This is a genomic window from Nocardia sp. NPDC051900, assembly GCF_044452545.1.
Taxonomy (GTDB): Bacteria; Actinomycetota; Actinomycetes; order Mycobacteriales; family Mycobacteriaceae; genus Nocardia; species Nocardia sichangensis.
Genome location: NZ_JBITBU010000010.1, coordinates 175,934 through 201,896, shown reverse-complemented (window position 1 = coordinate 201,896; position 25,963 = coordinate 175,934). Strand labels below are relative to the sequence as shown.

At 68.2% G+C, this 25,963-nt stretch carries 26 protein-coding genes and 2 pseudogenes; 15 read left to right on the top strand and 13 right to left on the bottom strand.

Going from position 1 to position 25,963, the window contains the following annotated elements:
- Positions 1–25: 25 nt before the first annotated feature.
- The 5 genes from ACIA5H_RS19315 (at position 26) to ACIA5H_RS19295 (ending at position 4,050) form a co-directional block, all read left to right on the top strand.
- On the top strand, positions 26–1,165 hold the full coding sequence (locus tag ACIA5H_RS19315) for a septum formation family protein (RefSeq protein WP_379249779.1): 1,140 nt from the start codon (positions 26–28) through the stop codon (positions 1,163–1,165).
- 10 nt (positions 1,166–1,175) lie between these two features.
- Positions 1,176–1,526, top strand: a complete 351-nt coding sequence (locus tag ACIA5H_RS19310; protein ID WP_355073276.1) for a metallopeptidase family protein — start codon at positions 1,176–1,178, stop codon at positions 1,524–1,526.
- A gap of 164 nt (positions 1,527–1,690) precedes the next feature.
- Entirely contained in the window at positions 1,691–2,002 is a 312-nt protein-coding gene (locus tag ACIA5H_RS19305) for a PE domain-containing protein (protein ID WP_159849106.1), read from the top strand.
- A 51-nt stretch (positions 2,003–2,053) separates the two neighbouring features.
- A complete protein-coding gene (locus ACIA5H_RS19300; protein WP_379249775.1) occupies positions 2,054–3,226 on the top strand; it encodes a PPE family protein in 1,173 nt (390 codons plus the stop codon).
- Entirely contained in the window at positions 3,223–4,050 is an 828-nt protein-coding gene (locus tag ACIA5H_RS19295; RefSeq protein WP_356963291.1) for an ESX secretion-associated protein EspG, read from the top strand. The genes ACIA5H_RS19300 and ACIA5H_RS19295 overlap by 4 nt, the downstream gene beginning before the upstream one ends.
- Before the next feature lie 18 nt (positions 4,051–4,068).
- Here the strand turns inward: ACIA5H_RS19295 and ACIA5H_RS19290 are convergent, their stop codons facing one another.
- The 3 genes from ACIA5H_RS19290 to ACIA5H_RS19280 all read right to left on the bottom strand — a co-directional run bounded on the left by ACIA5H_RS19290 (position 4,069) and on the right by ACIA5H_RS19280 (position 6,157).
- Positions 4,069–4,737, bottom strand: coding sequence for a histidine phosphatase family protein (locus ACIA5H_RS19290; protein ID WP_397076960.1), 669 nt, complete (start codon positions 4,735–4,737; stop codon positions 4,069–4,071).
- On the bottom strand, positions 4,734–5,648 hold the full coding sequence (pheA, locus tag ACIA5H_RS19285; protein ID WP_397076959.1) for a prephenate dehydratase: 915 nt from the start codon (positions 5,646–5,648) through the stop codon (positions 4,734–4,736). The genes ACIA5H_RS19290 and pheA overlap by 4 nt, the downstream gene beginning before the upstream one ends.
- Before the next feature lie 95 nt (positions 5,649–5,743).
- On the bottom strand, positions 5,744–6,157 hold the full coding sequence (locus ACIA5H_RS19280; protein WP_397076958.1) for a hypothetical protein: 414 nt from the start codon (positions 6,155–6,157) through the stop codon (positions 5,744–5,746).
- A 147-nt stretch (positions 6,158–6,304) separates the two neighbouring features.
- Between ACIA5H_RS19280 and ACIA5H_RS19275 the strand changes: the two genes are divergently transcribed.
- Positions 6,305–7,072, top strand: coding sequence for a DUF2470 domain-containing protein (locus tag ACIA5H_RS19275; protein WP_397076957.1), 768 nt, complete (start codon positions 6,305–6,307; stop codon positions 7,070–7,072).
- Between the two features lie 136 nt (positions 7,073–7,208).
- On the opposite strand, the pseudogene ACIA5H_RS19270 reads toward ACIA5H_RS19275, so the two are convergent.
- Positions 7,209–7,301 (bottom strand): annotated as a pseudogene (locus ACIA5H_RS19270) (3-hydroxyacyl-CoA dehydrogenase); the annotation flags it as partial.
- Between the two features lie 469 nt (positions 7,302–7,770).
- Here ACIA5H_RS19270 and ACIA5H_RS19265 point away from each other — a divergent pair.
- The 4 genes from ACIA5H_RS19265 to ACIA5H_RS19250 all read left to right on the top strand — a co-directional run bounded on the left by ACIA5H_RS19265 (position 7,771) and on the right by ACIA5H_RS19250 (position 11,243).
- The gene (locus tag ACIA5H_RS19265; RefSeq protein ID WP_397076956.1) at positions 7,771–8,565 is read left to right on the top strand and encodes a CPBP family intramembrane glutamic endopeptidase; all 795 of its coding nucleotides are present in this window, start codon (positions 7,771–7,773) and stop codon (positions 8,563–8,565) included.
- Between the two features lie 214 nt (positions 8,566–8,779).
- Positions 8,780–10,060, top strand: a complete 1,281-nt coding sequence (locus ACIA5H_RS19260; RefSeq protein ID WP_397077023.1) for an LCP family protein — start codon at positions 8,780–8,782, stop codon at positions 10,058–10,060.
- Positions 10,061–10,070: 10 nt separating this feature from the next.
- Positions 10,071–10,637 carry a ferritin gene (locus ACIA5H_RS19255; protein ID WP_397076955.1) on the top strand — a complete coding sequence of 189 codons (567 nt, stop codon included), beginning with the start codon at positions 10,071–10,073 and terminating at the stop codon, positions 10,635–10,637.
- Positions 10,638–10,694: 57 nt separating this feature from the next.
- Positions 10,695–11,243, top strand: a complete 549-nt coding sequence (locus tag ACIA5H_RS19250) for a ferritin (protein WP_355073293.1) — start codon at positions 10,695–10,697, stop codon at positions 11,241–11,243.
- A gap of 234 nt (positions 11,244–11,477) precedes the next feature.
- On the opposite strand, the gene ACIA5H_RS19245 is transcribed toward ACIA5H_RS19250, so the two are convergent.
- The 4 genes from ACIA5H_RS19245 to ACIA5H_RS19230 all read right to left on the bottom strand — a co-directional run bounded on the left by ACIA5H_RS19245 (position 11,478) and on the right by ACIA5H_RS19230 (position 14,943).
- Positions 11,478–12,398 carry a DUF5926 family protein gene (locus ACIA5H_RS19245; RefSeq protein ID WP_379249759.1) on the bottom strand — a complete coding sequence of 307 codons (921 nt, stop codon included), beginning with the start codon at positions 12,396–12,398 and terminating at the stop codon, positions 11,478–11,480.
- 354 nt (positions 12,399–12,752) lie between these two features.
- Positions 12,753–13,520, bottom strand: coding sequence for a glycerophosphodiester phosphodiesterase (locus tag ACIA5H_RS19240; protein WP_355073296.1), 768 nt, complete (start codon positions 13,518–13,520; stop codon positions 12,753–12,755).
- Positions 13,517–14,551, bottom strand: coding sequence for a DUF4328 domain-containing protein (locus ACIA5H_RS19235; protein ID WP_379249757.1), 1,035 nt, complete (start codon positions 14,549–14,551; stop codon positions 13,517–13,519). Before ACIA5H_RS19235 ends, ACIA5H_RS19240 begins: the two co-directional genes overlap by 4 nt.
- A 20-nt stretch (positions 14,552–14,571) precedes the next feature.
- Positions 14,572–14,943, bottom strand: coding sequence for a rhodanese-like domain-containing protein (locus ACIA5H_RS19230; RefSeq protein WP_397076954.1), 372 nt, complete (start codon positions 14,941–14,943; stop codon positions 14,572–14,574).
- A 517-nt stretch (positions 14,944–15,460) separates the two neighbouring features.
- On the opposite strand from ACIA5H_RS19230, the gene ACIA5H_RS19225 reads away from it, so the two are divergent.
- Complete coding sequence (locus ACIA5H_RS19225) at positions 15,461–16,072, top strand: hypothetical protein (protein WP_397076953.1); 612 nt, start codon at positions 15,461–15,463, stop codon at positions 16,070–16,072.
- Positions 16,073–16,130: 58 nt separating this feature from the next.
- Here the strand turns inward: ACIA5H_RS19225 and msrA are convergent, their stop codons facing one another.
- Positions 16,131–16,811, bottom strand: coding sequence for a peptide-methionine (S)-S-oxide reductase MsrA (msrA, locus tag ACIA5H_RS19220; RefSeq protein WP_397076952.1), 681 nt, complete (start codon positions 16,809–16,811; stop codon positions 16,131–16,133).
- Positions 16,812–17,000: 189 nt separating this feature from the next.
- Here msrA and ACIA5H_RS19215 point away from each other — a divergent pair, with 189 nt between their 5' ends.
- The 3 genes from ACIA5H_RS19215 to ACIA5H_RS19205 all read left to right on the top strand — a co-directional run bounded on the left by ACIA5H_RS19215 (position 17,001) and on the right by ACIA5H_RS19205 (position 19,533).
- Positions 17,001–17,624, top strand: coding sequence for a superoxide dismutase (locus tag ACIA5H_RS19215; RefSeq protein ID WP_039794275.1), 624 nt, complete (start codon positions 17,001–17,003; stop codon positions 17,622–17,624).
- A 310-nt stretch (positions 17,625–17,934) separates the two neighbouring features.
- On the top strand, positions 17,935–18,462 hold the full coding sequence (locus ACIA5H_RS19210; protein WP_355073302.1) for a peptidase: 528 nt from the start codon (positions 17,935–17,937) through the stop codon (positions 18,460–18,462).
- 294 nt (positions 18,463–18,756) lie between these two features.
- Positions 18,757–19,533, top strand: coding sequence for a TMEM165/GDT1 family protein (locus tag ACIA5H_RS19205; RefSeq protein WP_379250123.1), 777 nt, complete (start codon positions 18,757–18,759; stop codon positions 19,531–19,533).
- 322 nt (positions 19,534–19,855) lie between these two features.
- Here the strand turns inward: ACIA5H_RS19205 and ACIA5H_RS19200 are convergent.
- Positions 19,856–20,071: pseudogene (locus tag ACIA5H_RS19200) on the bottom strand (TetR/AcrR family transcriptional regulator); the annotation flags it as partial.
- Between the two features lie 187 nt (positions 20,072–20,258).
- On the opposite strand from ACIA5H_RS19200, the gene ACIA5H_RS19195 reads away from it, so the two are divergent.
- Positions 20,259–21,026 (top strand): SDR family NAD(P)-dependent oxidoreductase, encoded by a 768-nt coding sequence (locus ACIA5H_RS19195; protein WP_379249750.1) that lies wholly within the window; start codon positions 20,259–20,261, stop codon positions 21,024–21,026.
- A gap of 57 nt (positions 21,027–21,083) precedes the next feature.
- On the opposite strand, the gene ACIA5H_RS19190 is transcribed toward ACIA5H_RS19195, so the two are convergent.
- From ACIA5H_RS19190 to ACIA5H_RS19180, 3 genes are all read right to left on the bottom strand, one after another.
- A complete protein-coding gene (locus tag ACIA5H_RS19190; protein WP_379249748.1) occupies positions 21,084–21,902 on the bottom strand; it encodes a class I SAM-dependent methyltransferase in 819 nt (272 codons plus the stop codon).
- A gap of 172 nt (positions 21,903–22,074) precedes the next feature.
- A complete protein-coding gene (gene htpG, locus ACIA5H_RS19185; protein ID WP_355073307.1) occupies positions 22,075–24,033 on the bottom strand; it encodes a molecular chaperone HtpG in 1,959 nt (652 codons plus the stop codon).
- 27 nt (positions 24,034–24,060) lie between these two features.
- Positions 24,061–25,668: a TM0106 family RecB-like putative nuclease gene (locus ACIA5H_RS19180; protein WP_397077022.1), complete on the bottom strand. Its 1,608-nt coding sequence runs from the start codon at positions 25,666–25,668 to the stop codon at positions 24,061–24,063.
- Positions 25,669–25,963: the final 295 nt, after the last annotated feature.

The following is a 25,963-nucleotide window of genomic DNA, read 5'->3' as shown; positions in this document are numbered from 1 at the left end:
ACCGACACTGCCATGATGGACCGCGATGTCATCCGAACGCATGTCCCGGTCCCCGCAGGCGCCCAAGCGCGGCGCTTCGTCGCGCGCCGACTCGGTACGGCGCTCGTTCGACTCGGCCAGAGCCGCCCTCGCCGACGGCGAGCTGCGCGATCTGCATCTGTCGGCCCCCACCTTGCGCTGGGGCCTGCTCGCGGTGGCCGTCGGCGCCGTGGTGGCGGCCCTGGTGACGCTGTTCGTCACCGGCTTCGACAACGAGAAGGGCCTGGAGGCGCACAATCCCGGCGCCCCGGCGCAGCCGGTGCTGGAGAAGGAGTTCGGCACCGCGGCGAAGGGCGACTGCCTGAGCTGGACCAAGCCGGACCGATCGGACCTGGCCAAGGTGAACTGCTCGAGCAAGCACATGTTCGAGGTCGCGGCCGACATCGACATGAGCAGGTATCCGGGCAAGGAGTTCGGTCCCGGCTCGCGGTTCCCGGACTCGTTGCGCCTGACCGAGTTGAAAGAGGAGCACTGCGTGCCCGCGGTGCAGAAGTACATGTCGGGCCGGTTCGATCCGCGCGGCAAGTACATCGTCGGGCTGATGTATCCGAGCCCGGACGGCTGGCAGCACGGTGACCGCACCCTGCGCTGCGGCCTGCAGATCGCGGCCAGCGTCGGCACCCCGCCGTCGGTCGGCAGCGCCACCGAGCACGATCAGTCCAAGGTGTACGAGGCGGGCGTGTGCCTCGGCATCAACCAGAACCTGCCCACCGATCCGGTGGACTGCGCCCAGCCGCACGCCGTGGAGATCGTCTCCACCGTCGATCTGGCCGCCCACTTCAACGGGGGCCCGCCCGCGAAGGACGACCAGGACAAGTTCGTCGAGGAGGAGTGCACCCGCACGTCGACCGACTACCTGGGCGGGCCGGACGTCATCCGGAACAAGACGCTCACGCTGTTCTTCGACTACATCGATGCCCGCAGTTGGATGGCGGGCAGCCGCAAGCTGGACTGCATGATCGGCAAGGGAGCCGATCGGGAGGGCTTCGCGCCGATCACCGGGTCGGCCAAGGGCGAGATCCTGATCAACGGCCAGGCTCCGGTGCCGCCGCCGAACAACGGACGTTCCACGCCCGCACCGCTGCCGGGCGCCGCGCCCCTGCCGCCGCAGCCCCAGCCGAGGTAGCCGAGCGCCGATGCCCGTGACGATGTCCGCCGACCGGTTCGAGGAATTGGTCGGCGACGCACTGGATCTCATCCCGCCCGAGCTGACCCGCGCGATCGACAACGTGGTCGTGCTGATCGAGCCGCGCGATCCGGAGAATCCACATCTGCTCGGTCTGTATCACGGCATCGCCCTCACCGAGCGTGACAGTCATTACGGCGGAGCGCTTCCCGACACCGTGACCATCTACCGCGAGGCGATCCTCGAACACTGCGCCGACGAGTCCGAAGTGGTGGAAGAGGTGGCGATCACCGTGATCCACGAGATCGCACACTATTTCGGCATTGACGAAGACCGCCTGCATCAGCTGGGATGGGGATAGTCTGAACCGAGCTGTATTGCGCACCACCAGCGGTGGGTGTGTAATCGGCACGGAGATCGAAAAATTGGGGATTCGATGGAACCGATCGCGTTGCTGTCGCGTCCTATCACTCGAAGGGGGAATTCTCGTGGTTCCGCCCCACAGCCACTAGAAGGAGTCGAGTCATGGTTGGACATGTACTGATCGCACCCGAAGCCATTCTCGCCGCCGCGGCCGAACTCGACCTCGTCGCCGAACGTCTGGCCGCCGCCGCGGCGATCACCGCGCCCGCGACGCACGTGCTGCCCTCCGGGGCGGAGGAAGTCTCCTTCCTCAGCGCGAGCCATTTCAATCAGGGGGCGATGTCGCACGATCGCGCGATCGCGCAGGCGATTCTGGAATGCCACCACGCCGCGGCGACGCTGCGCATGCAGCTGGCCCAGCACGTCGCGGGCGACGTGGTCCGCGCCGCCGGCATCAGCGCCATCCAGGTGTAGTTCCGCAAGCGAGATCCATCAGCAACGCTTTAAGCAGGGGAGAAGTCAGACATGGTTGCAGGAGTCACCGGGGTGATCTGGGCGGCGCGCCCGTCGGAGATCAATTCGGCCACACTTCACGCGGGCGCGCACGCGATTCCGATCTCGGCCGCCGCCACCGCATGGGGCGGGCTCACCGCCGCCTGGATCGACGCGACGACGACGGTCGCCAGGGTGATGGCCGAACTCGGCGTCGGAATGCAGGGCATCAACGGCATCGCCGCGCTGGGCAAGCTCACCGGCTTCCTCGGCTGGTCCGAGCAGCAGGGCGTGCAGGCGGCCGCGATGGGCGCCAAGGCCGCGGCGAACGCCACCGCCTACACCGTCGCCGCGCTGGCGATGCCGAGCCCGCCCGAGATCGCGGCCGTCAACACCGCTTTGGCCGCGTCGGCGAACCCGCCGGGCGTGTTGAGCGGTGCGTTCGAAGCCGCCGAAGTCGCCAGGAACGCGATGGACATCCGTGCCGCGCTGGTCATGGAGACCTATGAGGCCGCGACCAGCGCCATGGTCGCCACGCCCGCCGAGTTCCTGTTGCCGCCGGCGATCGCCAAGGGCGCGGGGACGGCAAGTCCCGAGCAGGCGGCGGACACGACCACCGAGGTCCCGGCCGATCCGATCCAGGCTGCCGTGGCCGCCACCCAGGCGTTCCTGAGCAACCCCGGGGTGGCGAGCGCTGCCACCCAGGCCGCTCAGGCCGTCGGCTCGATCGCCACCACCGGTGTCTCCACCGTCGGAAATGTCGCGGGCAGCGCGATCGCGGCGGCCACCACCAGCTCCGCGCCCTCCTTCTCTGGCATGGCTCCCATGGCCATGGGTATCGGTGCGGCAGCCACGGCTACCGGTGCGGCGACGCGTGCCGTGTCGTTCTCCGGTCTCGGATCGGCGGCGGGCATCAGCAGCGGCTCGCTCAAGCTTCCGGAAGGCTGGGGCTCCAACGGCACGATCGGTGGCAGCACGGCTCCGGTGCAGGAGAGCGTCGCGGTCAAGGGCGTCGAGGCGGCGCCGGTCCGGCCCGCCAACACCGGCAACGGCAACCCCTTGCTCGGTAACCAGGCGCGCAGCGACGAGGACGACGAGACCGAACACGACGGCCGGGACTACCTGCGGTCGACCGAGCACTTCAACGACGGCCGCTTCACCGCCGATGGGGTCATCGGCGGTGACCTCACCGGGACGGTTAGGTGACCGTACTCGGTGCGGGCCGCAGCCCGTCGACGCTCGACGCGGTCGTCCTGTCGCTCGACGAAATGCAGTTCCTCGTAGAGAAACTGCAGATCGAGGTTCCCGTCGTCCTGAACGCGAGGGCACGGTACGACAATCTGACCGACCACAAAGCGGCGATGGACGCGGCCGCCGAGTCGCTCGCCCAGCGGGAACTCCTGATCGACGATGTGCTGCATCGTGATCTGGAGAATCGGCTCCGCGCGCTACACCGGCCCCACTGGATCATCGCGCTGCGGTTGGTCGTCGATGGTTGGGTGAGCCGCTTCTGTCTGGCGAAGGGCGTCGACCTCCCGGTCGTCGCCCTTCGGGGACAGGACTCCTACGTCATCGACGAGGCGGGAAACGACTTGCCCGGAACGGTTCTCGCGGCACTCGGCTATGCCGAGCCGCTCGAGCTGTACGGCATGAACGCCCCGACCGAAGAGCTGGCCACGATCTTCGGCGACACCGGCGACGCCGCGGCCACCGCGGAACGGCTGGCGAAGGTGGGCAACCCGGCCCAGGACGCGAAGACCTTGGCCGCGGCTCTGGTCGAGATCCACTCGTATGCCGAGATCGTCGGTGTGATCTACGGCGATGGCACCCGAGACGCGGCCGACAACCACATCGCCGTCTTCAACACGCGCGCGGGCCGATTCATCGCGACCGCGAGCAGGTCCGACGACGGTGTGAAGTGGACGTCGCTCAGCAGCGGGACTCCCGCGCGACTGCGCACGGCCGTGCAGGATCTGATCAACTTCCTACCGGAACGCGAAGAGTTCCCGCGGAATCCGAAGCTGTCCTGAAGCACCGAGCGAGCGTCGCTAACCCATGGGATCGTCCGAAGTCGGTGCGACCTCGTAGCCGAATGGCGGCGTGAATCGTCCCCACCGAATGCACTCCCACCCGCCGTCCGGCTTCGGTACCAGTTCGATGGTCTCGGTGTTGTCCAAGTGGTTGTTCGTGGTGAACGGCGGACGCACATCCGAGAGCGTGCGGCCGACGAGCCGCATGGCCGCACCGTGACTGACCACCATCACGTCACCGTGCGCGGCGTCATTCGGTGACAGATACGTATTCCGCAGCTCCTCGATCGCGGGCAGGTACCGATCCAGCACATCCTGGGCGGATTCGCCGCCGGGCACCCGCAGCGTGAGATCGCCCTCGTGCCAGGCACGGTAGATCCGCTGGAAGGTCTGGTGCGCCTCCTCGCTGTGTTCTCCCTCCAGGTCGCCGGCCTGTACCTCGTGCAGTCCGTCGAGCACCATGGCGGCGACACCGGTCGCCGCCTCGATGTAGCTCGCGGTCTGGCGCGCGCGCAGCGCCGCCGAGGAGAACAGCACCTGCGGCGGGCGGAGCAGGCCCTCACCGAACGTCTTCGCTTGTGCCGCACCGCGTTCGGTCAGGGGCAACCCGGGAATCCGGGTGTCCAGCAGCTTGGCGACATTGCCCTCGGTCTCGCCGTGCCGGACCAGAATCAACCTCCCGGTCATAGGTCGGCCATCCCCTTTCTCAGCTGGATCAACCACTCCGCGGATGCTTCGTCCGACGGTGGTGGCGTACCGGTCGCGGAAGTCGCCGGCCAAGATCCGAGAAAGCGGATCCGCGCGGTGCGGTGCAGCGCCTTGAGCGCCTCGGCCACCGCGGTGTCGTCGATGTGCCCGACGCAGTCCAGATAGAAACGGTAGGTGCCCATGCCCGTTCGGGTGGGCCGGGACTCGATCCTGGTCAGATCGATACCGCGCGTGGCGAACTCGGCGAAGGCGCGCATCAGCGAGCCCGGTACGTTCGGCAGCTCGAGCACGATCGAGGTGCGGTCGGCGCCGGTGGCGGGCGGCGCCGCCGTGGGCCGGGTGCACAGCACGAACCGCGTGATCGCCTGCTCGTGATCGGCCACCCCGGAGGCCAGCGCGATCAATCCCAGCCGCTCTCCGGCCAGGGCGGTCGACACGGCCGCGTCCGCGTGGCCCGCCACCACGTCCTCGGCGGCGGCGGCGTTGGACGCCGAGGTGTAGGGCTGCGCCTGCGGCAGATGCCGCGCCACCCACAGCCGGACCTGCGCGGCGGCCACGGGGTATGCGGCGAGAGTGCGCACGTCGGGTAACGCCGTGCCCGGCTTGCCGAGGATCGTGAAACTCACTTCGAGTTCGGTCTCGGCGACGATCTGCAGGCGCGGACCGATTGCCAGGGAGTCGAGCGTCGCCGAGATCGACCCCTCCACGGAACTCTCGATCGGCACCACCGCGCCATCGACGTCACCGGAACGGATCAAGTCGAGCGCGGCGCCTTGGCTGGGCACGGCGATCCGCTCGACGGGCCCGGCGAAGGCTCCCGAGGATTCCAATTGAGCGAGAGCCATCTCGGTGAAAGTTCCGGACGGCCCGAAGTACGCGATTCGCGGCACGGTTACGAGATTACTTGCGCGCTCGCCCGGCTCCCCACCAATCGCGAAGGGCCTGCCGGTCCGGGTCATCTGTTCCAGGACCGCCCTAGCGGTGTTCAACCTCCGTTGAGCACGCGCAATGCGGCGTTCACCCGGTCCGCGGCCTCGGTCTCGATGGCGCGCAGGACCGAACGGACCGCCTCGACGGCCGGCGGTTTCAGCGAGGTCAGGAAGGCGATGTCGGGGGCGCGCAGGGCCGCGCCGATGTCCTCGCCGCACAGGGCGGCGGCTGTGGCGGCGACGATGGCCAGCGCCCGTTCCCCCGAGGAAGTGCGCGCGACGAAGCCGGTATCGGAGTGGGCCACGTGTGCGAGGAAGTCGGCGATCCCGGTGTCGGGCGCGTCCAGCTCCAGCGTCGGCGCGGCGGGACTTGCGCCGATGTTGCGGACCAGCCCGTCGACCAGACTGCGCCGCGGCGGCGTCGACAACGTCACCAGCACCGGTTCTGCGAATTCCGTCCCTTCCGACACGCCCTCACCGTAACAACCCGGTTCGACCGGAACCGATCCAGTTCGCTGCGATCAGCCGGATCGGAACGCTTGCGGAACCCCGCCTCGTCACTTAGCTTAGGGTAACCTAATCAACAGTCAAGCGCGCCACGCTCCACGGAGGTTTGTATGCCGCGTCCGTCCTCGACCTTCGCACCGTCCACCGCCGAGCGAGTGCGCAGCGCATGCGCGCACGCGGAGCAAGCGGTGCTGGCCATGCCGGGCATCGATCCGACGCCCGCGTCCGTGCACCACGTACAGCAGTGCGGCGATGCCGTGATCGCGGTGCCGACGGCCTCGGTCGCCGCGATCCTGGCGGGCAACTCCGGAGACCACGGCGCGCCCGCGGTGCTGGAGCTCACCGACCACGCCCCGCTGCCGCTGCGCGAGCCGGTGCGCGCGTTGGTCTGGCTGCGCGGTTGGGTACGGGCGGTGCCCACCCAGGCGCAGCGCGCCCTGGCCACCGAGGTGGCCAAGGATTACCCGCATCCGGGCCTGCTCGACATCGGCTTCGGCGCCACCCTGCTGCGGCTGGTGATCGACTCCGAGGTGGTGGCCGACTCGACCGGCGCGGAATCGGTGCGCAGCGACGAACTGCGCCTGGCACAGCCGGATCCGTTCTGCGCCATGGAATCCGCGTGGCTGCAGCACATGCAGGCCGATCACGCCGACGTCGTCGCCCAGCTGGCCAGGCATCTGCCGCCACACCTGCGGCGCGGCATCGTGCACCCGCTGGCCATCGACCGGTACGGGCTCACGCTGCGGGTGGAAGGACACGACGGCGACCACGACTTCCGCTTGCCGTTCAGCGCACCGGCGCACGACATCGAGGGGCTCAGCCGCGCCGTACGCACGCTGGCGGGCTGCCCGTTCCTCAATGGATTGCGCCGGATCTGACCCGCCGCACGATCAAGACGATCTTCAGCGGCATCGGGCCGGCGAACGGAAGTACCAAGGCGAAGAACGGGATGACCGGCCCGAGAAGACGGACGAGATAGCGTTCCATGGCCCCTGCCCGCAGATGTTGTGGACAACCGCCGCAGTTGACCACGATGCGCAGCGGAGCGCCGGACTCGACGACCCGCGCGACGGCCGCGCTGACCGCGTTGCTGGTGACAGCGGCGGGAATGAGGGTGAGAGACGGGCGGCGCATCGGCTGGGCGCACACATTCTCGACGCACGGTTGGCTGCTCGGCTGACACGCACACCAACGCGGCGAACGACAATCGCACCGATTCGTTCAACGCGGGCGGACGACGGACGTCAACCACACCGATTCGTTCAATCCCGACCTGTGGCGAATCCGCGGTGAGCGGTCCGGCTGCCTCGAGCGCATCGTGCCCGGGCTGATCCAGCGCCGCTTGGTCGCACCCTCCTCCGGTGAACCGTCGTTTGGACGGATGCTCCGGTGAGCCGGAGGCGGCTGCTCGCCGCAGCGCGCGCAGACCCGATGTCCGAGCTCGACCGAGTGGCGGGCCGGGTTGGGACACCAGGCCCGGAAGCATGCGCCGCAGCGGAGACGCCGACGACGCACCAGGCAGTTCACATACCGACGCGCCGCACGCCGCGGCGGACGAGCGCAATAGATTCGACCCATGCGTGCGGAGTCCAGAGCCGAGTGGGACGAGGCCGAGCCGACCGATCGGGAGCGGCTGGCGATCAAACTCGAGATCGCCGTGGTGCTGCTGGTCACGTTCGGGCTCAGCGGGCTCAGCGCCGCGCTCTCGCTGGTGGAGAGCGCGCTCGCCCCGGGCGGGATCGGCGGACGGACCGTCGCGCTGAATCCGTCGCGAGCCACGCAGTCCACCATCGACCTGCTGTTCCAGCTGCTCAGCGTGCTGCGGCTGCTCGGCTGGGCCGCGCTCGGCCTATATCTGCTGTGGCGCGGGGGCATCGGCCCGCGACTGATCGGGCTGGCGAACCGGCTCCGTTGGCGCGCCGACGTGCTACCCGGCTTGACGCTGGCCGCGATCATCGGGTTGCCGGGACTCGGGCTGTATCTCGCCGCGCACGCACTCGGCGTCAGCGTGACGATCGTCCCCGCCTCGCTCGGCGACTACTGGTGGCGACTGCCCGCGCTCGTCCTCTCGGCCTGCGCGAACGCCTTGGCCGAAGAGGTCATCGTGGTCGCGTTCCTGCTCACCCGGCTGCGCAGGCTCGGATGGTCGGCGAACTCGGCTCTGCTGGCCTCGGCTGTGCTGCGGGCCAGCTATCACTTGTACCAAGGAATCGGCGGCGGGCTCGGAAACTTTATGATGGGCGTCATATTCGGCCGCTATTGGCAGCGCACCAATCGGCTGTGGCCGCTGGTCCTCGCCCATGCGACCATCGATGCGGTCGCCTACATCGGCTACACCGTTCTGCGCGGCCATGTTTCGTGGCTGCCGTGACGCAACTGTGCCCTCGGCAGCGCTAACAACCTGGTGCCGCCTGCGAATTACGGAACAGCGCCGCTTCCGCGTGCGCCCGCGTCCGCATGCGGCACGTCACAACCGCCCGATAAGTAGAGTTCCAGTGATGAACGGCGACGACCCCCAGCGCAACGCGCATACGCGCCGGATGCCGCCGCCCGGCAGACCCGGTGAACCTCCGATGCGCCGTCGAATGCCGCCTCCGGGGTCCGGCGGCCCGCCGCCGATCGAGCCCACGCAGGTCGTGCGCCGTGATGGAACCGCCGACCCCCACGCACAGCCGCTGGCGTATTCGCAGGTCCCGCCCGAACAGGCGCGTCGAATGCCGCCGCCTCCCCCGGCCCGCAGGCACGCCCCCACGCAGCGCCCGGTGCCGCATCACGAAGTTCCGTCGCACGCGCCGACACAGCGGCCGGTTCCGTATCACGAAGGTCCGCCGCACACGCCGCCCCGGAAACCGAGGCCGTTCCGCGAAGGCCCCCCACCGGTGCCGCCACGCGGCGGGCGTCCGCCGCGGGCTCCACGACCGCGCCGCAAGCGCCACCCTTTCCGCTGGTTCCTGGTGATCCTGCTGGTCCTGGTGCTCGCCGCCGTCGGCGCCGTCATCAAGTTGGACAACTCGCTCAACCGCATCCCCGCGCTGGCGAACTACGCCAAGCGCGTCGGCGACACACCCGGCACGAACTGGCTGTTGGTCGGGTCCGACGGCCGTGGCGGACTGACTGCCGAGCAGGAGCGGGAACTCGCCACCGGCGGTGAGGTGGGCCCCGAGCGCACCGACACGATCATGCTCGTGCACGTGCCGCAGTCGGGGAAGACCACGCTGGTCAGCCTGCCGCGCGACTCGTACGTCAGCATCCCGGGCCAGGGCAAGGACAAACTGAACGCCGCGTTCGCCATCGGCGGCCCCGCGCTGCTGGTCCAGACCGTGGAGATCGCCACCGGCCTGCGGATCGATCACTACGCGCAGATCGGCTTCGGCGGCTTCGCCAGCGTGGTCGATACGCTCGGCGGCATCGACGTGTGCGTGCCCAAACCGATCGACGACCCGCTCGCCGGCATCGACCTGCCCGCGGGCTGCCAGCGACTCAACGGACCACAGGCGTTGGGTTTCGTCCGCAGTCGCGCGACCGCGCTCGCCGACCTGGACCGAATGAACAACCAGCGGATCTTCATGGCCGCCCTGCTGAAGAAGGCGACCAGTGGGGCCACGCTGGCCAATCCGTTCAAGCTCTGGCCGTTGGCCACCGACACCGCCAAGTCGCTGAAGGTCGACAACGGCGACCACATCTGGGATCTGGGCGGCCTGGGCTGGGCGCTGCGTGGCGACACCATTGCCACGGCGGTACCGGTCGGCGGATTCGAGGACACCGACAGCGGCAACGTCCTGCTATGGGACAAGGCCAAAGCGGGCCGGTTCTTCGACGCGCTCGCCGGCGACCGTCCGATCCCGGAGGACCTGCTGACGCGGTAGCGTCGATGCCATGCCGGACATCGACGAGGCCGACGAGTCCTTTCCCGACTTGCTGCGCACCCAGATTCGTCACGGATTCACCACTGCCCAGCAATATCTCGCGGCCGCCGTGTACTTCGACTCACGCAGACTGCCACAGTTGGCCGGACACGCCTACGACCGGTCACGCGAGCACTACGGCAATTCGCTGCGCATGGTGCAGTACCTGCTGGACCGGGATCTCCCGGTGCAGATCGGCGGCTTGGACGAGATCGAGTCCACCTTCGAAAGCCCGCGCGGCGCGGTCGCTTCGCTGCTGGATATCGAGCAGGTCCGCAGCGCCCGGATCAGCGATCTGGCCCACACTGCCCGCACCTCCGTGCGATTATCTCGGCGAACGCTTCATCGGGTGGTTCCTCGCCGATCAGGTGAAGAACGTCGCCGGGATGAGCACGTTGCTGGCCGTGATCGACCGTGCCGACGGGCAGTTGTTCGACGTCGAGGAGTTCGTCGCCCGGGAGACACGGCCGCGGCCGCGCACCGATATCCCGGCGCCGAAAATGGCTGGAGTGGCGAAGAATTAATTAGGCAACACTAGCCTCAATAAGGCTGCACTTGGATGACATGGGTCTTGACCAGCGCTAATGTCGATGCCATGTCAAGCCATCCGGAATCACCCCGCAGCAAATTTCACAGCCTGTTGCACGATCAGATCCGGCACGAATTCAATGCCGAGCATCAATACATCGCGATTGCGGTGTGGTTCGACAATGCCGATCTCCCGCAGCTGGCCAAGCGGTTCTACAAGCAGGCCGTCGAGGAACGCAATCACGCGATGATGATCGTGCAGTACTTCCTGGACCGGGATATCAGCGTCGATATTTCCGGCATCGATGCCGCGAAATCGCGGTTCGAGAACGCCAGGGAGCCGATCGCGCTCGCACTGACCCAGGAGAAGACGGTCACCGAGCAGATCATCCAGCTGGCGAGCACCGCCCGCGAAGAGGGCGACTACCTGGGCGAACAGTTCATGCAGTGGTTCCTCAAGGAGCAGGTCGAGGAAGTCGCGAACATGACCACCCTGCTCACCATCGCCGATCGCGCCGGATCGAACCTGTTCGACCTGGAGGAATTCGTCGCCCGGGAAATGAGCGGCCCGAGCGACGCCTCCGGCGCGCCTTCGGCGGCGGGCGGCTCCGTCTGACGGCGTTCGCCGAATAGGTGAAACAGGCCCGGTTCCGTATCAGGAACCGGGCCTGTCGCTGTTGAGCGTTCTATCGGACGGCGAGTCGGAATGTCGGCGTAAACGAACGACGGTTCCACCACATTTCGCAGTGGTTTGGTGAGTCTTTCCTATATTCCCAGCTGCACCGGCGGCAACCGGAAAACACGGCCGCCGAAAAAGAGCCTTTCCGCCGAAGTTTCCCGATATCCGGGCTCAGCGCAAGGTGACCTGACGCGACCGCAGGCCGTCGCGGGAGCGCCGCTCGTCGGAGGTCAACGGGGCGTCGACGGCCAGCGCCTCGGACAGGCGAGCGCCGAATTCCGTTGCGGGCTCGACCCATTCGTCGGGGTGCCGCTCGCGGTCCAGGTCGAAGACCGGGACCAGCACTCCATGCGTGCGGAACGACCCCGCGAATCGGGAACCTTCGCCGAGGTGCAGACCGCCGGAGGCGTGCAACCGGGCCAGCGCCAGCATGAGCGCGTCCTCGTCCTCCGGCCGCACCCAGCGGATATGCGCCTTCTCTCCCGCGTCCACCCACCAGGCGGCACCGATCGTGTCGGCGGCGAGCCCGAGCCGCGCCGAGGGCATGATCGCCTGTTTGGCCTGCTCGATGGTGGCGGCGACCTGCGGGTCCGGCTCGACCCCTGCGGGCACCCACCAGTCGAAGTCCTGGTGCACGGTCAAGTCCAGGCTCGCGGCGGGATCGATGACATCGGCCAGCCGCGGGCCTCCCGCGACGCTTTCCACCGAGGTCAGCGAATCACCGGGCTCGGCGGACTGGGTCCATAGGATCGCCGCGGCCAGATCGGCGGCCGGATCCGCGCCCTGGAACTGCACCTGCGCGCCGACGTAACCGCTGGGCTCGTCACCGGCGCGCACCAACGCGGCCACCGCGCCGGGCAGCACCGTTGCGAGCACGACCGGCCGCTCCGCCGCGACCTCGGCCGCCAGCGTCAACCGGGCGGTGGCCGAGGGAACGAATTCGCGCAGCGCGACCAGATCGCACTCCGCGGCCAGGCCCTCGAACGGACGGGTGACGACTTGTGCCGCCTGCTCCTGCGCCGCCCGCCGCTCGGCGAGACGCTGCGCCCGGTTCCCACCGGGCTTAGGACTGTTGCGCTTGCTTTTACCCACGAGGGGTCAACCTACCGTGTTTTTCGGCTGTGTTTGTTTTTCCAGCGCCTGCGGCGCTGGGTGTTCGCGGCCCCTTTGTGGCTCGCGTCCGAGCGACCGCCGCTGGCGACTTCGGCGCGGACGCGGCGGCCACTCGGACGCGAGCCGGGCCGCGAACGGCGGATGCTCGGTCTCGCTTCGCTCGAAACAGGGGGTTGAGGTGGCGTGGTCGCGTCAGGGCGCGATTGCGCAAACTACTTTCACCGGGTGGGCGTGGCGCACCGCACCGTATTCCGCTCTCCTCGAGGCGTGCGTCGCAGCGACGGACGATCGAGGATTGTGGAAGCCACGACAACCCCTTCCGGCGGAACCGGGTCAGGCGGCGGGGAGCAGGGACTTGGTGCGGCCGGGGTGGTTCGTGGCGATCCAGCTGACGCCGAGGTCGGCGCACAGTTGGACGTCGTCGGGGTCGTCGACGGTCCAGCAGTAGGTGGCGCGGCCGGCGGCGGCGGCCTTGTCGACCAGGTCGGGGTGCTCGCGCAGTGTTTTCACCGAGGGGCCGACGGCTGTGGCGCCGACGGTGGTGGCCGCCGATCCGCCCAGGTAGCGCGACGATTCGCCGAGCAGGACGGTGGGCAGCAGCGGGGCGGCGCGGCGGATGCGCCACACGGCGGTGGCCGCGAACGACATGACGACCGCGCGGGAATGATCCGCCGAGGCGGGGGTGGCGATGCCGAAGCGCTGGAGCTCGGCGAGCAGCTTGTTCTCCACCAGCGCGCCGTAGCGGACCGGGTGCTTGGTCTCGATGAACAGCTTGGTCGGCCTGCTACGCCAGTCCAGCACCAGGCTGATCAGCTCGCTGAGGGTCAGCACCGAGGCCGGATCGCCGTCGGCGCCGAAATCCAGTGCGCGCAGCTCCTCCAGCGTCATCTCGCTGACCAGACCGCTGCCCGAGGAGGTCCGGTCGACGGTGCGGTCGTGCACGCACACCAGATGTCCGTCCCTGGTCAGCCGGACATCGCACTCGACGCCGTCGGCGCCCTCCTGGAGCGCCAACTCGTAGGCGGCGAGCGTGTGCTCGGGGCGCGCCGCCGAGGCGCCTCGATGCGCGACGACGAACGGCGCGCGACTGCCCTGGCTCACTTGGCCATAACCTCCTCCTGCTCACGGTCCTCAGCACCGTTGTCCTCGTGCGCGTCAGCGCCCGCCTGTGCACGTCCGCCGGGATGCACCGGCTCGATCACCGGCACCGCGGGGTCGACCGCGATCAGCCAGCGGCGCGCGGTCCGGCCGCGACCGAGCAGGTCATGCCCCTCGATCGTGCGCAACACCCAGAGGGTCAGCAACGCGACCACGGCGGCGACCGCGTCGGTGAACGCGGTGAACAGCACCCCGTCCGCCTCGGCTTGCAACGAATCCGCGGTCCGCCACAGTAGCGCGGCCACCGTGACGAGGCCGCCGAAGACCCACGCGGCCCACCAGATCCGAACCGCCCGTCCCGTCCTGGGATCACCCTGCAACGCGGCCACTTCGCTCAGGAAGACCCCCGGCCACAACAGGTTGACCACCGGAATCAGGCAGCCGAACGCGAGCGCTCGCGGCGAACGCGGGTCGCGCCTGCCCGTGGCGGCGTAGGCCGAGCGCCTGATCTCGATCAGTCTTCCGACCGTGGCCGCGGCCGCCAGCAGCGCGAGCACGACCGCGAGCACTCCGGCGCCGATCACGAACGCGTCGGAGGCGAAGAGGACGGCGGGGTGGATCAGGCGCGTCCGGTTGCGCAGCAACACCCCGTAGCGCGCCAGTTCGGCGACGGCCGCGAGTCCGAAGACGACGGCGGTCGCGACGAGCAGTCTGATCACCGAGTGGGTCAACTTGCCGAACGGGCGACGCGCCGCGCCGCCCGCGTGCGGTGGCGGGTCGATCAGGCCCCAGCGCGGGATCTGCGTGTACCGAGGCGTGCGGCTCGGCGGGGCCGGTCGGACGGACGACTGCGCTCGCCGACCTCGCTGGTCGGGCTTGCGCGCCACCCAGCGGTAGTTGCGACGGTCGGCGGGCGCGTCGATCGGCCCCGGCGAGAGGAGTACGCCGCGGCAGCGCGGGCACCAGTGCATCGGCGCCCCTTGCACGGCCCAGCGCGCACCGCAGCGCGCACAAGGTTGCACCACCGTACTCACCCGCGCACCTCGTTCTTTCGTCAGTAGATCTTCGCCTCGTGGTCGCCCTCCGCGACCAGCGGGCGGCCGGCGTGCTGCCATGCCACCATGCCCCCGTTGACCTGGATGGCCTCATAGCCGATGTGCGTGAGATATTCGACCACCTGAAGCGACCGACCGCCCTGCCTGCAGATGATGTAGAGATCCGCGTCGTACTCCAGCTCGTCGATCCGGGCGGGAACGTCGACCATCGGGATGTGGATCGCGCCCGGGGCGTGTCCGAGCCGCCACTCGTCGTCCTCACAGACGTCGAGGAGGATCGATCGCGGCGTGTCGGCCGACGCGGGCGCGCTGCTGTCGAATTCGGCAGGCACGTCCTCCACCGTGACCGACGGAACGTGGGGGCTCGTCACAGATTCGATCCTGCCATGCGTGGCGGACCGCCGTGCAGTTCCATGCCAGGGGAGCGACCTCGACAGGGAGCCACGACTTCGGGTATGTTCTCCCCTCCGGAACTCGACCGCGCACCCGCCCGATGCTGGTTGTGCATAACTCGGGCGAAGTTATCCACATAATCCACAGCTCGATCCACAAGGCGCAGGTGTCGAAGGCGTTTCGCCGGATTGAACCGGCTTTCTAGCAACTGATCAGCTATCGACCTGCTGTCGTTGCGAACCATTGGTCCGTTCTCGGCGCGCTTTACCTGATCGAAGTACGGATCAGCCCCTAACGGTCGAGCGATGCGAATGGCCGATCCGGGACTCCCCTCCATACCAATCCCGGAGCGGCCATTCGTCGCCGACATCGGAACCCGCGGCCGAAGAGGGTCCGATATCTACTTGGACGGCGCCGAGGCGCATTCGGTTCCATCGAATCCAGAACGCCGCCGAAATCCCGCGATCCGGCGAAGACGATCGGTAGCCTGGGCGCATGAACGTGAGCAGGGGGCTACGCCACGGAATGGACATCGCAGGGCTCAATATCGCGTTGTCCGAGGCCACGTGCCTCGGCCTCGCGATCGACGAGGCCGCCGCAGAACTGCGACTCGACCTCGAAGTGCTGACTCTTCCCGAACGCGGAACGGCGGCGGAGGACTATCGGGTGCAGGTGACGTTCACCGGCGTGAGCCGGGTCGCCGCGTCACTGCGGACGCAGCATTGGGACGACCTGGAACCCAGGGTGCTGCCGCTGCGACTGGAAGGCCTGGACGAGGCGATCCGTAGTTTCGGCGGCGGGCGGCTGCACGGTTGGGAGTTCATCGATCTCGACGACAGCAGTTGGGCGCTGTGGAGCGAGTTGCTCAGCTTCGACACCCGCATCGGTGATCGCGAATCCGCACATGTTCTGGAGTTCTCCCAGGAGGAGGGCATCGATCCGCGCGAATTGGACGTCCGAGTGTGGTTCGACGGCATCACCGTGCACGACGCGCGGGGCAAGCAGATCCCGCTGGCCGACTTCGTCGCGGGCGGCGCGCGGTGGTGGCGGGCGCACGATGCGGGCGACCCGCGAGCCAGTCGTCCGGGAATCGCGCCGCCGCTCTGATCGCCGAACCGTCGCGAGTGAACCGCACATTCGGGTGCGGTTCGTCGCACCTCGGCGCTCAGGCGCCCGTGCCAACCGGGCAACTCACTCCGGTGGCGTGGACGGGGCAGTATCCCCCGGGATTCTTGGCCAGGTACTGCTGGTGATAGCCCTCGGCATAGTAGAAGGCCGCCAGCCCGGGCAGCGGCGTGATCTCCGTGGTGATCTGCCCGTATCCCGCCGCGGCCAGCCGCTTACCGTAGGACTCGGCCGTCGAGCCGACGAGGTCGGCCTGCTCGGCGCCGAAGGTGAAGACGGCCGAACGATATTGGGTGCCGCGGTCGTTGCCCTGCCGCATGCCTTGGGTGGGATCGTGGTTCTCCCAGAAGTGTTTGAGGATGCCCGCGTAGCCGATCACCGCGGGATCGAACACGACGAGCACCGCTTCCGCGTGGCCCGTCCGTCCGCTGCATACCTCTTCGTAGGTGGGATTCGGCGTGTACCCGCCGACATAACCGACTGCCGTGGAGTAGACGCCGTCGAGTTCCCAGAAGCCTTTCTCCGCGCCCCAGAAGCAGCCCATCGCGACGACCGCGAGCTGGAGCCCCTCGGGAAACGGCGGGCGGATCGGGTGACCGTTGACGTAGTGGGTATCCGGCACGTCGAGCGGTTCCGCCCGGCCGGGCAGGGCTTGCTCGGGAGCGACCATGGCGGGTTCGGGGAGGCTCAGACGCCCCACTAGTTCGTCGTACCACGACATGGTTCGATGCTACGCGTGAGTTTCCAGTGGGGCCGATGTGCGTGATGTGACGGTGCGCGACGCGCTAGGTGTGAGCGGCGTCACCGGAATGCGCGGGCGCGGGCCCGAGTTGGAATCGACCGGGTGTACGAATGATGGTTGGCTGTGTCCGGAACGGGGCACAACCAGCCCGACATAGGAAGGGACAACGTGGCCGAGTACACGCTGCCAGATCTGGATTACGACTACAGCGCCCTGGAGCCCCACATCTCCGGGCAGATCAACGAGCTTCATCATTCCAAGCACCACGCCGCTTACGTCGCGGGCGCGAACACCGCACTGGAGAAGCTGGAAGCCGCTCGCGAGTCGGGCGATCACAGCGCCATCTTCCTGCACGAGAAGAACCTCGCGTTCCACCTGGGTGGGCACGTCAACCACTCCATCTGGTGGAAGAACCTCTCCCCCAACGGCGGCGACAAGCCGGTCGGCGAACTGGCCGCGGCCATCGACGACCAGTTCGGTTCGTTCGACAAGTTCCGCGCGCAGTTCACCGCCGCGGCCAACGGCCTGCAGGGTTCCGGCTGGGCGGTGCTCGGCTTCGACACCCTCGGCCAGAAGCTGCTGACCTTCCAGCTCTACGACCAGCAGGCCAACGTCCCGTTGGGCATCATCCCGCTGCTGCAGGTCGACATGTGGGAGCACGCTTTCTACCTCCAGTACAAGAACGTCAAGGCGGACTATGTCACCGCGTTCTGGAACGTCGTCAACTGGGCCGACGTGCAGGAGCGCTTCGCCAAGGCGACTTCGCAGGCCAAGGGCCTCATCTTCGGCTGAGCCTGTTCGGCACGCCGGAACCGGGTCCGCGAATCCGTCCGCCACGCGCGGCCGGATTCGCGGGCCCGTTCTGTTCTCCGGTGACGCGGACATGTTGCCGAGAACGCCACCCGCCCCGCGCGTATCCGGAGTCCCTGAGGTGGGGCGGGATCCGTCGAGTGCGCAGCCGGATTGCCCTCCTCCACGCCCCCGGCCGCCCGATTGGCACTCTTTGGTACTTGTGTGCCAGGTGACTCGTGGTTCATATTCGGGAAATCCACACCAAAGGGACGGGCAAGGTCGCCCCCGGGTTCGACAACGGGAGGCAGGAATGCGCACGAACGAACCGATCGGCATCACGCCGTTCCATTCGCGCGGGTCGCTGCGTGGCTTCTTGATCTCCGGCCGCTGGCCGGACACCACCAAGGAGTGGGCGCAGGTGCTGGTCCTAGCGGTGCGTGTGGCCACGTTACCCGGGCTGCTGACCACCTCGACGGTGTTCGGAGTCCGTGAGGACCTGCCCGACGACCCCGCCCCGGGCACGGTCGGCTTGGTGCTGGCCGAAGGGCCCGTGCTCGGCGACGAGGCCGTGGAACCCGGCCGTTTCGCCGACCATGTGCCACCGGCGTTGCTGATGCTGCATCCGCCGTCCGAAACCCGCCCGACGCTGCCCGAATGCGCGGGTGCGGCCTCCGGGTGCGTCTTGTTGCCCGGCGTGCCCCACCTGGGGCTGGAACACCGTGCCGCGTGGGTCGAGGCGGAGTCGGACGGAACCGTGACCTCGCTGGTCAGCCGGGTCGGACTGGACCCGATCAGCGATCCCGACACCGCGGTTCTGGCTATGCTGCTGGCCGCGTGAGGGTAACCGAAATTCCGCACGTGGATCGCCAAACTTATTGTGCGCATTGCGATTTCGATTACAGCGGGTTGGCACGAGCGGAACGTGGCGGTAGAGTCGCAAGCAGCGAAGGGGAGTAGCCCCCAATCGCACAGTCGACATACTGACCCGCCGAGCCCGCTCGGGCCGGGTCCGGCTGTGTGAACCGGCTTCCGGCCGGTGGGCGAGACCTTCGGCCTGGACAACCATTTCGTTGTCGGCCGGAGCGTCCCCATATCTCCGGTCGGCAGGCCGGAGACCTTGGAGCCGCCACACATGATCGCCACCGTATTGCTCACCATCGGCGTCGTCTTCCTCGCCGAGCTCGGTGACAAGTCCCAGCTGATGGCGCTGACGTTCGCGCTGCGCTACCGCTGGTGGGTGGTGCTCGGCGGCATCGCGACAGCCTCCGCGGCGGTGCACCTGATCTCGGTCGGCATCGGCTATTTCCTCGGTGCGGCGCTGCCCACCACGGCGATCGCGCTGATCGCCGCCGTCACCTTCCTGGCCGTCGGCCTGTGGACGTTGCGCGAGCACTTCGGCACCGGCGAGCAAGACCCGGAGCCGAAGGCGCCGAAAGTGGGCGGTGCGCCGTTCTTCGTGGTGCTGTCCGCGTTCCTGCTCGCCGAGCTGGGCGATCGCACCATGTTCGCGACCGCCGCGCTGGCCACGGACTACGACTGGGTAGGCGTCTGGCTTGGCTCGACCATCGGCATGGTCGCCGCCGACGCGCTCGCCATCGCGGTTGGCATTCTGGTCGGCAAGCATCTGCCGGAGCACACGATCGGCATCGGCTCGGGCCTGCTGTTCCTCTACTTCGGCGCGGCGACCCTGCTCGGCGCGACCGCACCGGCCCTCGGCGGTGTCGCCGTCGCCGGGCTCGCGGCGCTGGCTCCCGCGCTGGCCGGTGCGGCGCTGCTGCTCACGCGGATGGCTCGTCGCTCGAGTCCAGCGCAGCCCCGTACAGTCCGCCACCCTGACGCAACAGATCCAGCAATGGTTCCCGCAGCGCCTGCAGACCGCTCGAGTCTCCGGCCGCGATCCGAGCGGTGACCATCGACCCGACCGCCGCGGCCAGGGCCTGACAGGCGAAACGCTGCTGGTCGGTCCGCGCGTCGAGCACGGCGGCGATCAACTCGACGAATCGCTCCTGCAGCTGGGCCCGGCGCGCGATGGCGGCCGACCCCACCGCGAAGACCTCGACCAAGAACAACCGCGCGCTGGCCGGGTCGTCCACCAGATACTGGAGATAGGCGCGCAGGATCCGGTCCATCCGCGCCACGGCGTCGGTATCGGCCGCCCCGTCTTCCCTCTCGGTGGCGACGGCGATCCGGTCGAGCAACAAATCCACCGCGCGCTGATAGGCCGCTTCGAAACAGTCTTCTTTGGAGCGGAACTGCTCGTAGAACGTCTCCCGGGACACGCAAGCCCGCTTGAGGATCGCCGCGACCGACGTTCCGATGTAACCGTTCTCGGCCATGGCCTCCGCCGTCGCGACGAGGATTCGTTCGCGCTGCGAAGCGATCACCTGCTCCCGTGGCAGGCCGTGCCTACCTCGGGGGAGGCGTGCGCTGGTGGCCGATTCGGTCATTCGGTGACTCCGGGTGTTCGGTCGAGCTGACTGGGCTGTTCCATTCTGCTCGGTCGGTTCCGCCGACTTGCCGGAAAGGGCCCGCGCCGGAAACGAGTCGCGGGAGCCGTGCAGGGCCGTTCGCCGCGTACCGGTTAGGGTGCCATTGACGAAGGGCCAACTGGCTGTCACAAACGAGAGGACCATCGTGGAGATTTCGGGTTCCGCCGCCATTGTCACCGGAGGCGCATCGGGCCTCGGCGCCGCCACCGCCAAGCGTCTCGCCGATCTCGGCGCCACCGTCTTCGGGCTCGACGTACCGCAGTCGATCGAGCGCGCCGGCGACAACGTGCCCGCCGGGGTCACCCTCATTCCCGCCGATGTCACCAGCAACGACGAGGTCAGCGCGGCCGTCGCGCAGGTCGTCGAGTCCGGCGCCCCGCTGCGCATCGTGGTCAACTGCGCCGGTGTCGGCTGGGCGGGCCGCATCCTGTCCAAGAACGGCCCGCACGACCTGGAGCTGTTCCGCACGGTCATCACGGTCAACCTGCTCGGCACCTTCAACGTCATGCGACTGGCCGCCGACGCGATCGCCAAGACCGACGCCGTGGACGAGTACGGCCAGCGCGGCGTCATCATCAACACCGCCTCGGTCGCCGCGTTCGAGGGGCAGATCGGTCAGATCGCCTACTCGGCGTCCAAGGGCGGCGTGCACGGTATGACGGTTCCGGCCGCGCGCGATCTGGCCCAGTTCGGCATCCGGGTGAACACCATCGCTCCCGGCATCATCGACACCCCGATGCTCGCCGGCGTCACCGAGGAGTACCGCAAGGGACTCGAGGCGGGCGTGCCCTTCCCGTCCCGCCTCGGCCGTCCGGACGAGTACGCGCAGCTGACGCAGTACATCATCGAGCACGACTACCTGAACGGCGAGACCATCCGCATGGACGGCGCGCTGCGCATGGCGCCGCGGTAATTCCGCTCCGCAGTCCCGGCAGCGCGTGACCCTTCACCGAAGGGTCGCGCGCTGTTCTCATTCCCCCGGCTTGTGGCCGATGCCGAGGTAGGCCGTGGTGGACAACGGGCAGTGTGGCCGGTACTTCTCGGCGAGAAACGCTTTCATGACGGCGGCGCGCCGCGCCCAGACCTCCGCGCTCACGTTGTGGCGCATGAGCTCCAACGGGGCGCTGCTGCGCACCATGGTCTCCCACATCTCCTCGGGGCTGCCGAAGGTGAGCGCGATCGAATGCCGTTGGATGGACACGGCTTCGAAGCCCGCACCGCGCATCTCCGATTCGAAGACCTCCGGGTTCTCCAGGCTCAGGAAATTCGGTTGCGGCTCCTGGATGTCCGGGTCGGCCGCGGTCAAGGCACCGAACATCATCCGCATCAGCGGCGAGTCCGCGATCGGCGCCCAGCTCGACACCACCGCCGTCCCGCCCGGCCGCAACACTCGGAACAGCTCGGCGAACCCACGAGCGCGGTCCGGGAAGAACATCAGTCCGAACATGGAGAACCCGGCGTCGAATTGGTCGGATTCGTACGGCAGTTCTTGTCCGTCACCCACTTGCGCCCGGATATTCACCAGCCCGGCGGCAGCGGCGTTCTTCGCCAAGCGCGCGATCATCGACTCCGCGAAATCGATGGCGTCGACCTGCGCCACGTGAGCCGCGGCCAGCAGGCTGAGCGTGCCCGGCCCCGCCGCGACATCCACGATGCGCGATTCCGGCGAGAGCGAGGCGAACTCGAGCGCCCGCGCCGAGAACGGTTGCATTATCGCGGGTGCGAACTCGTCATATCCGTCGGCGACGAGATCCCACGGCTCGGCGACGGCAAGCGGGTTTGCGGACATGTCGTGACGATCCTTTCAGGCATCCACATCTAACCGCGCCACCCGGGGGCGAACTCCCCAGTCCTGCGAATATGCCATCCCGCCCGTCACCGTAACCGAGAAATGGCCGAAACGCCGCCGACCGCACCGGCCGCGACCGGAGGACATTGCTGGTCCTCCGGTCGCGGATGGTTCAGAGAGTGCGAGTGAGCCGATCGGTGAGGATGTGGGCGAAGTGCGCCGGATCCTTGAGTTCACCGCCCTCGGCGAGCACCGCCGTGCCGAACAGCAGTTCAGCGGTTTCCGACAGCTCGGTCGCCGTGCCGGCGTCGGCCTTCTCCCGCTCGGCCGCGTACGCGTCGCGCAGGCCGGTGACCAGCGGGTGGGTCGGGTTGAGTTCCAGAATCCGCTTGCTCTCCGGCAGCGCCTGGCCCGAGGCGCGATACATCCGCTCCAGCATCGGCGTGAAGTCGAACACGTCACCGACCAGGCAAGCCGGAGAGGTGGTGAGCCGGTTGGTCAGGCGCACCTCCTTGACGTTCTCCTCCAGCGTCTTGCCCAGCCACGTGAGGACATCGGCGAAGTCCTTGTCCTGCTGCTCGCGCAGCGCCTCGGAGGCCTTCTTCTCCTCCTCGGTCTCCAGATCGACCTCGCCCTTGGCGATGGACTGGAACGCCTTGCCGTCGAATTCCGGTACGGAACCGACCCACATCTCGTCGACCGGGTCGGTCAGGATCAGCACCTCGCGGCCCTTGGCCTTGAACGCCTCCAGATGCGGGGAGCTCTCGACCTGCTGACGGGTCTCGCCGGTCATGTAGTAGATCGTGTCCTGCCCCTCGGGCATCCGCTCCACGTACTGGGCCAGCGTGGTCAGCTCGGTCTCGGAGTTCGTCGAGGCGAACGAGGAGACCTGGAGGATGGTGTCGCGGTTGTCGAAGTCCGAGAGCAGGCCCTCCTTCAGGACGCGGCCGAACTCCTTCCAGAAGGTCTGGTAGCCGGCCTGATCCTCGGCGCCCTGCAGATCCTTGACCGTGGACAGCACCTTCTTCACCAGACGCTTGCGGATCATCTGGATCTGCCGGTCCTGCTGGAGGATCTCCCGGGAGACGTTGAGCGACAGATCCTGCGCGTCCACCACGCCCTTGACGAAGCGCAGGTACTCCGGCATCAGCTCTTCGCAGTTGTCCATGATGAACACCCGCTTGACGTAGAGCTGGACGCCGCGCTTGTGCTCACGGGTGAACAGGTCGAACGGCGCGTGCGAGGGGATGAACAGCAGCGCCTGGTACTCGAACGTGCCCTCGGCCTTCAGCGGGATGATCTCCAGCGGATCGTCCCAGCCGTGACTGACGTGCTTGTAGAACTCCTTGTACTCCTCGTCGGAGACCTCGCTCTTGGGGCGCGTCCACAGCGCCTTCATGGAGTTGAGCGTCTGGTCCTCCAGGATCGTCTTCTCCTCGGCGGCCTCGCCTTCGCCCTCGGTGACGGTCCGCTCCACCTGCATGCGGATCGGCCAGGAGATGAAGTCGGAGTACTTCTTGACGATCTCGCGCAGCTTCCACTCCAGCGTGTAGTCGAAGAGGTGATCCTCCTCGTCCACCGGCTTGAGGTGGAGCGCGACCGACGTGCCCTGCGGGGCCTCGTCGAGTTCGGAGATCGTGTAAGTGGAGCTGCCCGCGTTCGACTCCCACCGGGTGGCGGTGGCCTCGCCCGCGCGGCGGGTGGTCAGGGTGACCTTGTCGGCCACCATGAAGGTCGAATAGAAACCGATGCCGAACTGGCCGATCAGCTCCTCGGCGGCGGCCTCGGACTTGGCCTCGTTCAGCTTCCTGCGCAGCTCGGCGGTACCGGACTTGGCGAGGGTGCCGATCAGATCGACGACCTCGGCGCGCGACATGCCGATGCCGTTGTCCCGGACGGTCAGGATCCGTTCGTCCTTGTCGACCTCCAGCTCGATGTGCAGGTCGGAGGTGTCGACGTGCAGATCCTTGTCTCGGAAGGACTCCAGCCGCAGCTTGTCCAGCGCGTCGGAGGAGTTCGAGATCAGCTCCCGCAGGAAGGTGTCCTTGTTGGAGTAGACGGAATGGATCATCAGCTCGAGCAGCTGATGGGTCTCTGCCTGGAACTCGAGTTGTTCGACGTGCTCTGTCACGGTCGCGATGGTACCGCCGTGCGATGACTACGGAGCCGAAGGTGGGGCCGCCGCGTAACCCGCGACGGTCCCGGGCGACCGCGCATCGGGAACCTGCCGGAAATCGGCGAGACCGGCAACCTCCGCGTCGGCGCGGGTGGTCATCCATTCGCGCAGCACCTGGGTGGCGCGGACGTCGTCCTCGTTGTATTCCAGCAAACGGGTGCGCTGGGTCGCGTCGGGCGTGGCGCCGTCGTAGCCGACCGCGAGCCGGTACCAGCTCATCGACGCCTCGCCGCTCGCCTCGGGATCACGCCACGAGAACCCGGCGACCGGCGCGATCTTCTTCAACCCCTTGCCGTTCGGGCAGATGAACTGGTCGGAGACGGCTTGGAACATGTCCACCCATTGCGGTCCGTCCACGAACGCGCGCACCTGCTCCACCGTCGGCACGCCGGGCCTGCCCGCGAACCGGCGCGCCGATTCGTACAGCCACTTGTCTTCCGCCGTGCGCGAATAGCAGTACGCGGCAAACGTTCTGCCCGTCGCGGTCGCCTCGGCGCGCACCGTCATCAGCCAGGTCCAGAACTCGCCGAAAGAGCGGCCCTCGTCCTCGGTGGGCAACGGGTCCCAGGTGACGAACGGGCGGTACACGCCGTTCAGCAGCGTTCCCCACAGGTACGCGCCGTACTCCTGGAAGCTCTCCAGATCGACGTCGACCTCCACGTCCGCCCGCCGCACTTGCACGCTCTCGACCCGCCGCACCAGCGGGGCGCCGACGATCCACGCCCGCGCGGTGACCACGGCCTCGTCGAACGGGCCGTGCTGCCAATCCTCGGGCTCCTCACCCACCCACCCGGCGAGTTCATCGATGGTCTCGACGTTGTGCCTGCGCAGCACCTCGGCGCGGGAGCCGGGCGCCACCAGGCTGACGTCACGATGCTCGATCAGCCAGCCCTCGCAGCTCGGGCCATCGACTCCTCGCGTCCACCACGGGCACTGCCTGCACTCGGGCACCTTCGACGGGATGGTGGGCAGCTCGCCGCGCACCACCGCGATCCGGTCGGCGTAGCGGCGGTCGTAATCGGCCAGCAGCGGCGCCAGGTCGTGGACCAGGATGCGATCGAAATCGAAGCCGATGACGCCGCCGACCAGCGCGGGGCTGGCCAGGCCGTGCCGTTGCAGCATCCGGTGCAGGTGGGCGAGCCGCTGTTGGTCGCGGGGCTGCTGGCGTAGCTTGCGGTGCGGATCCGGTTGCGGGTCCCAGTGATACGGGTCCGAGGTGGTCGGGTGGAAGTCGGCGCGCTCGGGTTGACGCGGGTCGGTCACCTTGTGGTTCACCACGATGATCGGGATGTAGCCGCCGCGTTCGACGTCGCGCAGCAGGATCTCCGAACCTCCGCGCCTGCCGGTGTCCGGCTCCTGCGGTAGCAGTCCGCCCCAGATGTGCCGTGCCCCGATTTCGCACGCGCGCATCGTCGCTTCGGCGCGCTCGGCGGCGCGCAGTCCGGGATCGATCACCACCCAGGCATCGGGGTCCGCGCCGACCAGCGCGTCGCGCACTCGGGCGCGGTGTGCGACGGCGGCGTCCCGGCGCTGGCGCACGCCCGCGTCCTCGACGATCCCCGCCAATGCATCGGGGTGCGCGGCGTCCATACGCAGGCGATGGCGGCAGCCGATCAGCGCCCTGGCATCGATGAAGGCGGCCGGCACGTCGGTGGCCCGATCCACGGCCGTTCCGTTGCGCTTGCGACCATCCCGGTCACCGATGTCCGAATCCACGCTAAGCAGTATGGTCCCTCCCCCCGACAGTGTTGAATTTCAGCGCTCTGTTGGTCTGGCCGCGACTTCGTCGCGGCGTGTTCGCGGCCCCCTTGTGGCTCACGTCCGAGCGACCGCCGCTGGCGACTGCGTCGCGAACGCGGCGGCCCCACCGACGTGAGCCGGGCCG

Excerpts from the sequence above, each read along its gene's own strand:
- ACIA5H_RS19290 (WP_397076960.1), bottom strand. The coding sequence starts at position 4,737 with ATGACCGGGAGGTTGATTCTGGTCCGGCACGGCGAGACCGAGGGCAAT.
- ACIA5H_RS19210 (WP_355073302.1), top strand. The coding sequence starts at position 17,935 with ATGCGCACGAACGAACCGATCGGCATCACGCCGTTCCATTCGCGCGGG.
- ACIA5H_RS19225 (WP_397076953.1), top strand. The coding sequence starts at position 15,461 with ATGAACGTGAGCAGGGGGCTACGCCACGGAATGGACATCGCAGGGCTC.
- ACIA5H_RS19305 (WP_159849106.1), top strand. The coding sequence starts at position 1,691 with ATGGTTGGACATGTACTGATCGCACCCGAAGCCATTCTCGCCGCCGCG.
- ACIA5H_RS19260 (WP_397077023.1), top strand. The coding sequence starts at position 8,780 with ATGCCGCCTCCGGGGTCCGGCGGCCCGCCGCCGATCGAGCCCACGCAG.
- ACIA5H_RS19315 (WP_379249779.1), top strand. The coding sequence starts at position 26 with ATGTCATCCGAACGCATGTCCCGGTCCCCGCAGGCGCCCAAGCGCGGC.
- ACIA5H_RS19250 (WP_355073293.1), top strand. The coding sequence starts at position 10,695 with ATGTCAAGCCATCCGGAATCACCCCGCAGCAAATTTCACAGCCTGTTG.
- ACIA5H_RS19265 (WP_397076956.1), top strand. The coding sequence starts at position 7,771 with ATGCGTGCGGAGTCCAGAGCCGAGTGGGACGAGGCCGAGCCGACCGAT.
- ACIA5H_RS19310 (WP_355073276.1), top strand. The coding sequence starts at position 1,176 with ATGCCCGTGACGATGTCCGCCGACCGGTTCGAGGAATTGGTCGGCGAC.
- ACIA5H_RS19205 (WP_379250123.1), top strand. The coding sequence starts at position 18,757 with ATGATCGCCACCGTATTGCTCACCATCGGCGTCGTCTTCCTCGCCGAG.
- ACIA5H_RS19255 (WP_397076955.1), top strand. The coding sequence starts at position 10,071 with ATGCCGGACATCGACGAGGCCGACGAGTCCTTTCCCGACTTGCTGCGC.
- ACIA5H_RS19275 (WP_397076957.1), top strand. The coding sequence starts at position 6,305 with ATGCCGCGTCCGTCCTCGACCTTCGCACCGTCCACCGCCGAGCGAGTG.
- msrA (WP_397076952.1), bottom strand. The coding sequence starts at position 16,811 with ATGTCGTGGTACGACGAACTAGTGGGGCGTCTGAGCCTCCCCGAACCC.
- ACIA5H_RS19180 (WP_397077022.1), bottom strand. The coding sequence starts at position 25,668 with ATGGACGCCGCGCACCCCGATGCATTGGCGGGGATCGTCGAGGACGCG.
- ACIA5H_RS19190 (WP_379249748.1), bottom strand. The coding sequence starts at position 21,902 with ATGTCCGCAAACCCGCTTGCCGTCGCCGAGCCGTGGGATCTCGTCGCC.
- ACIA5H_RS19300 (WP_379249775.1), top strand. The coding sequence starts at position 2,054 with ATGGTTGCAGGAGTCACCGGGGTGATCTGGGCGGCGCGCCCGTCGGAG.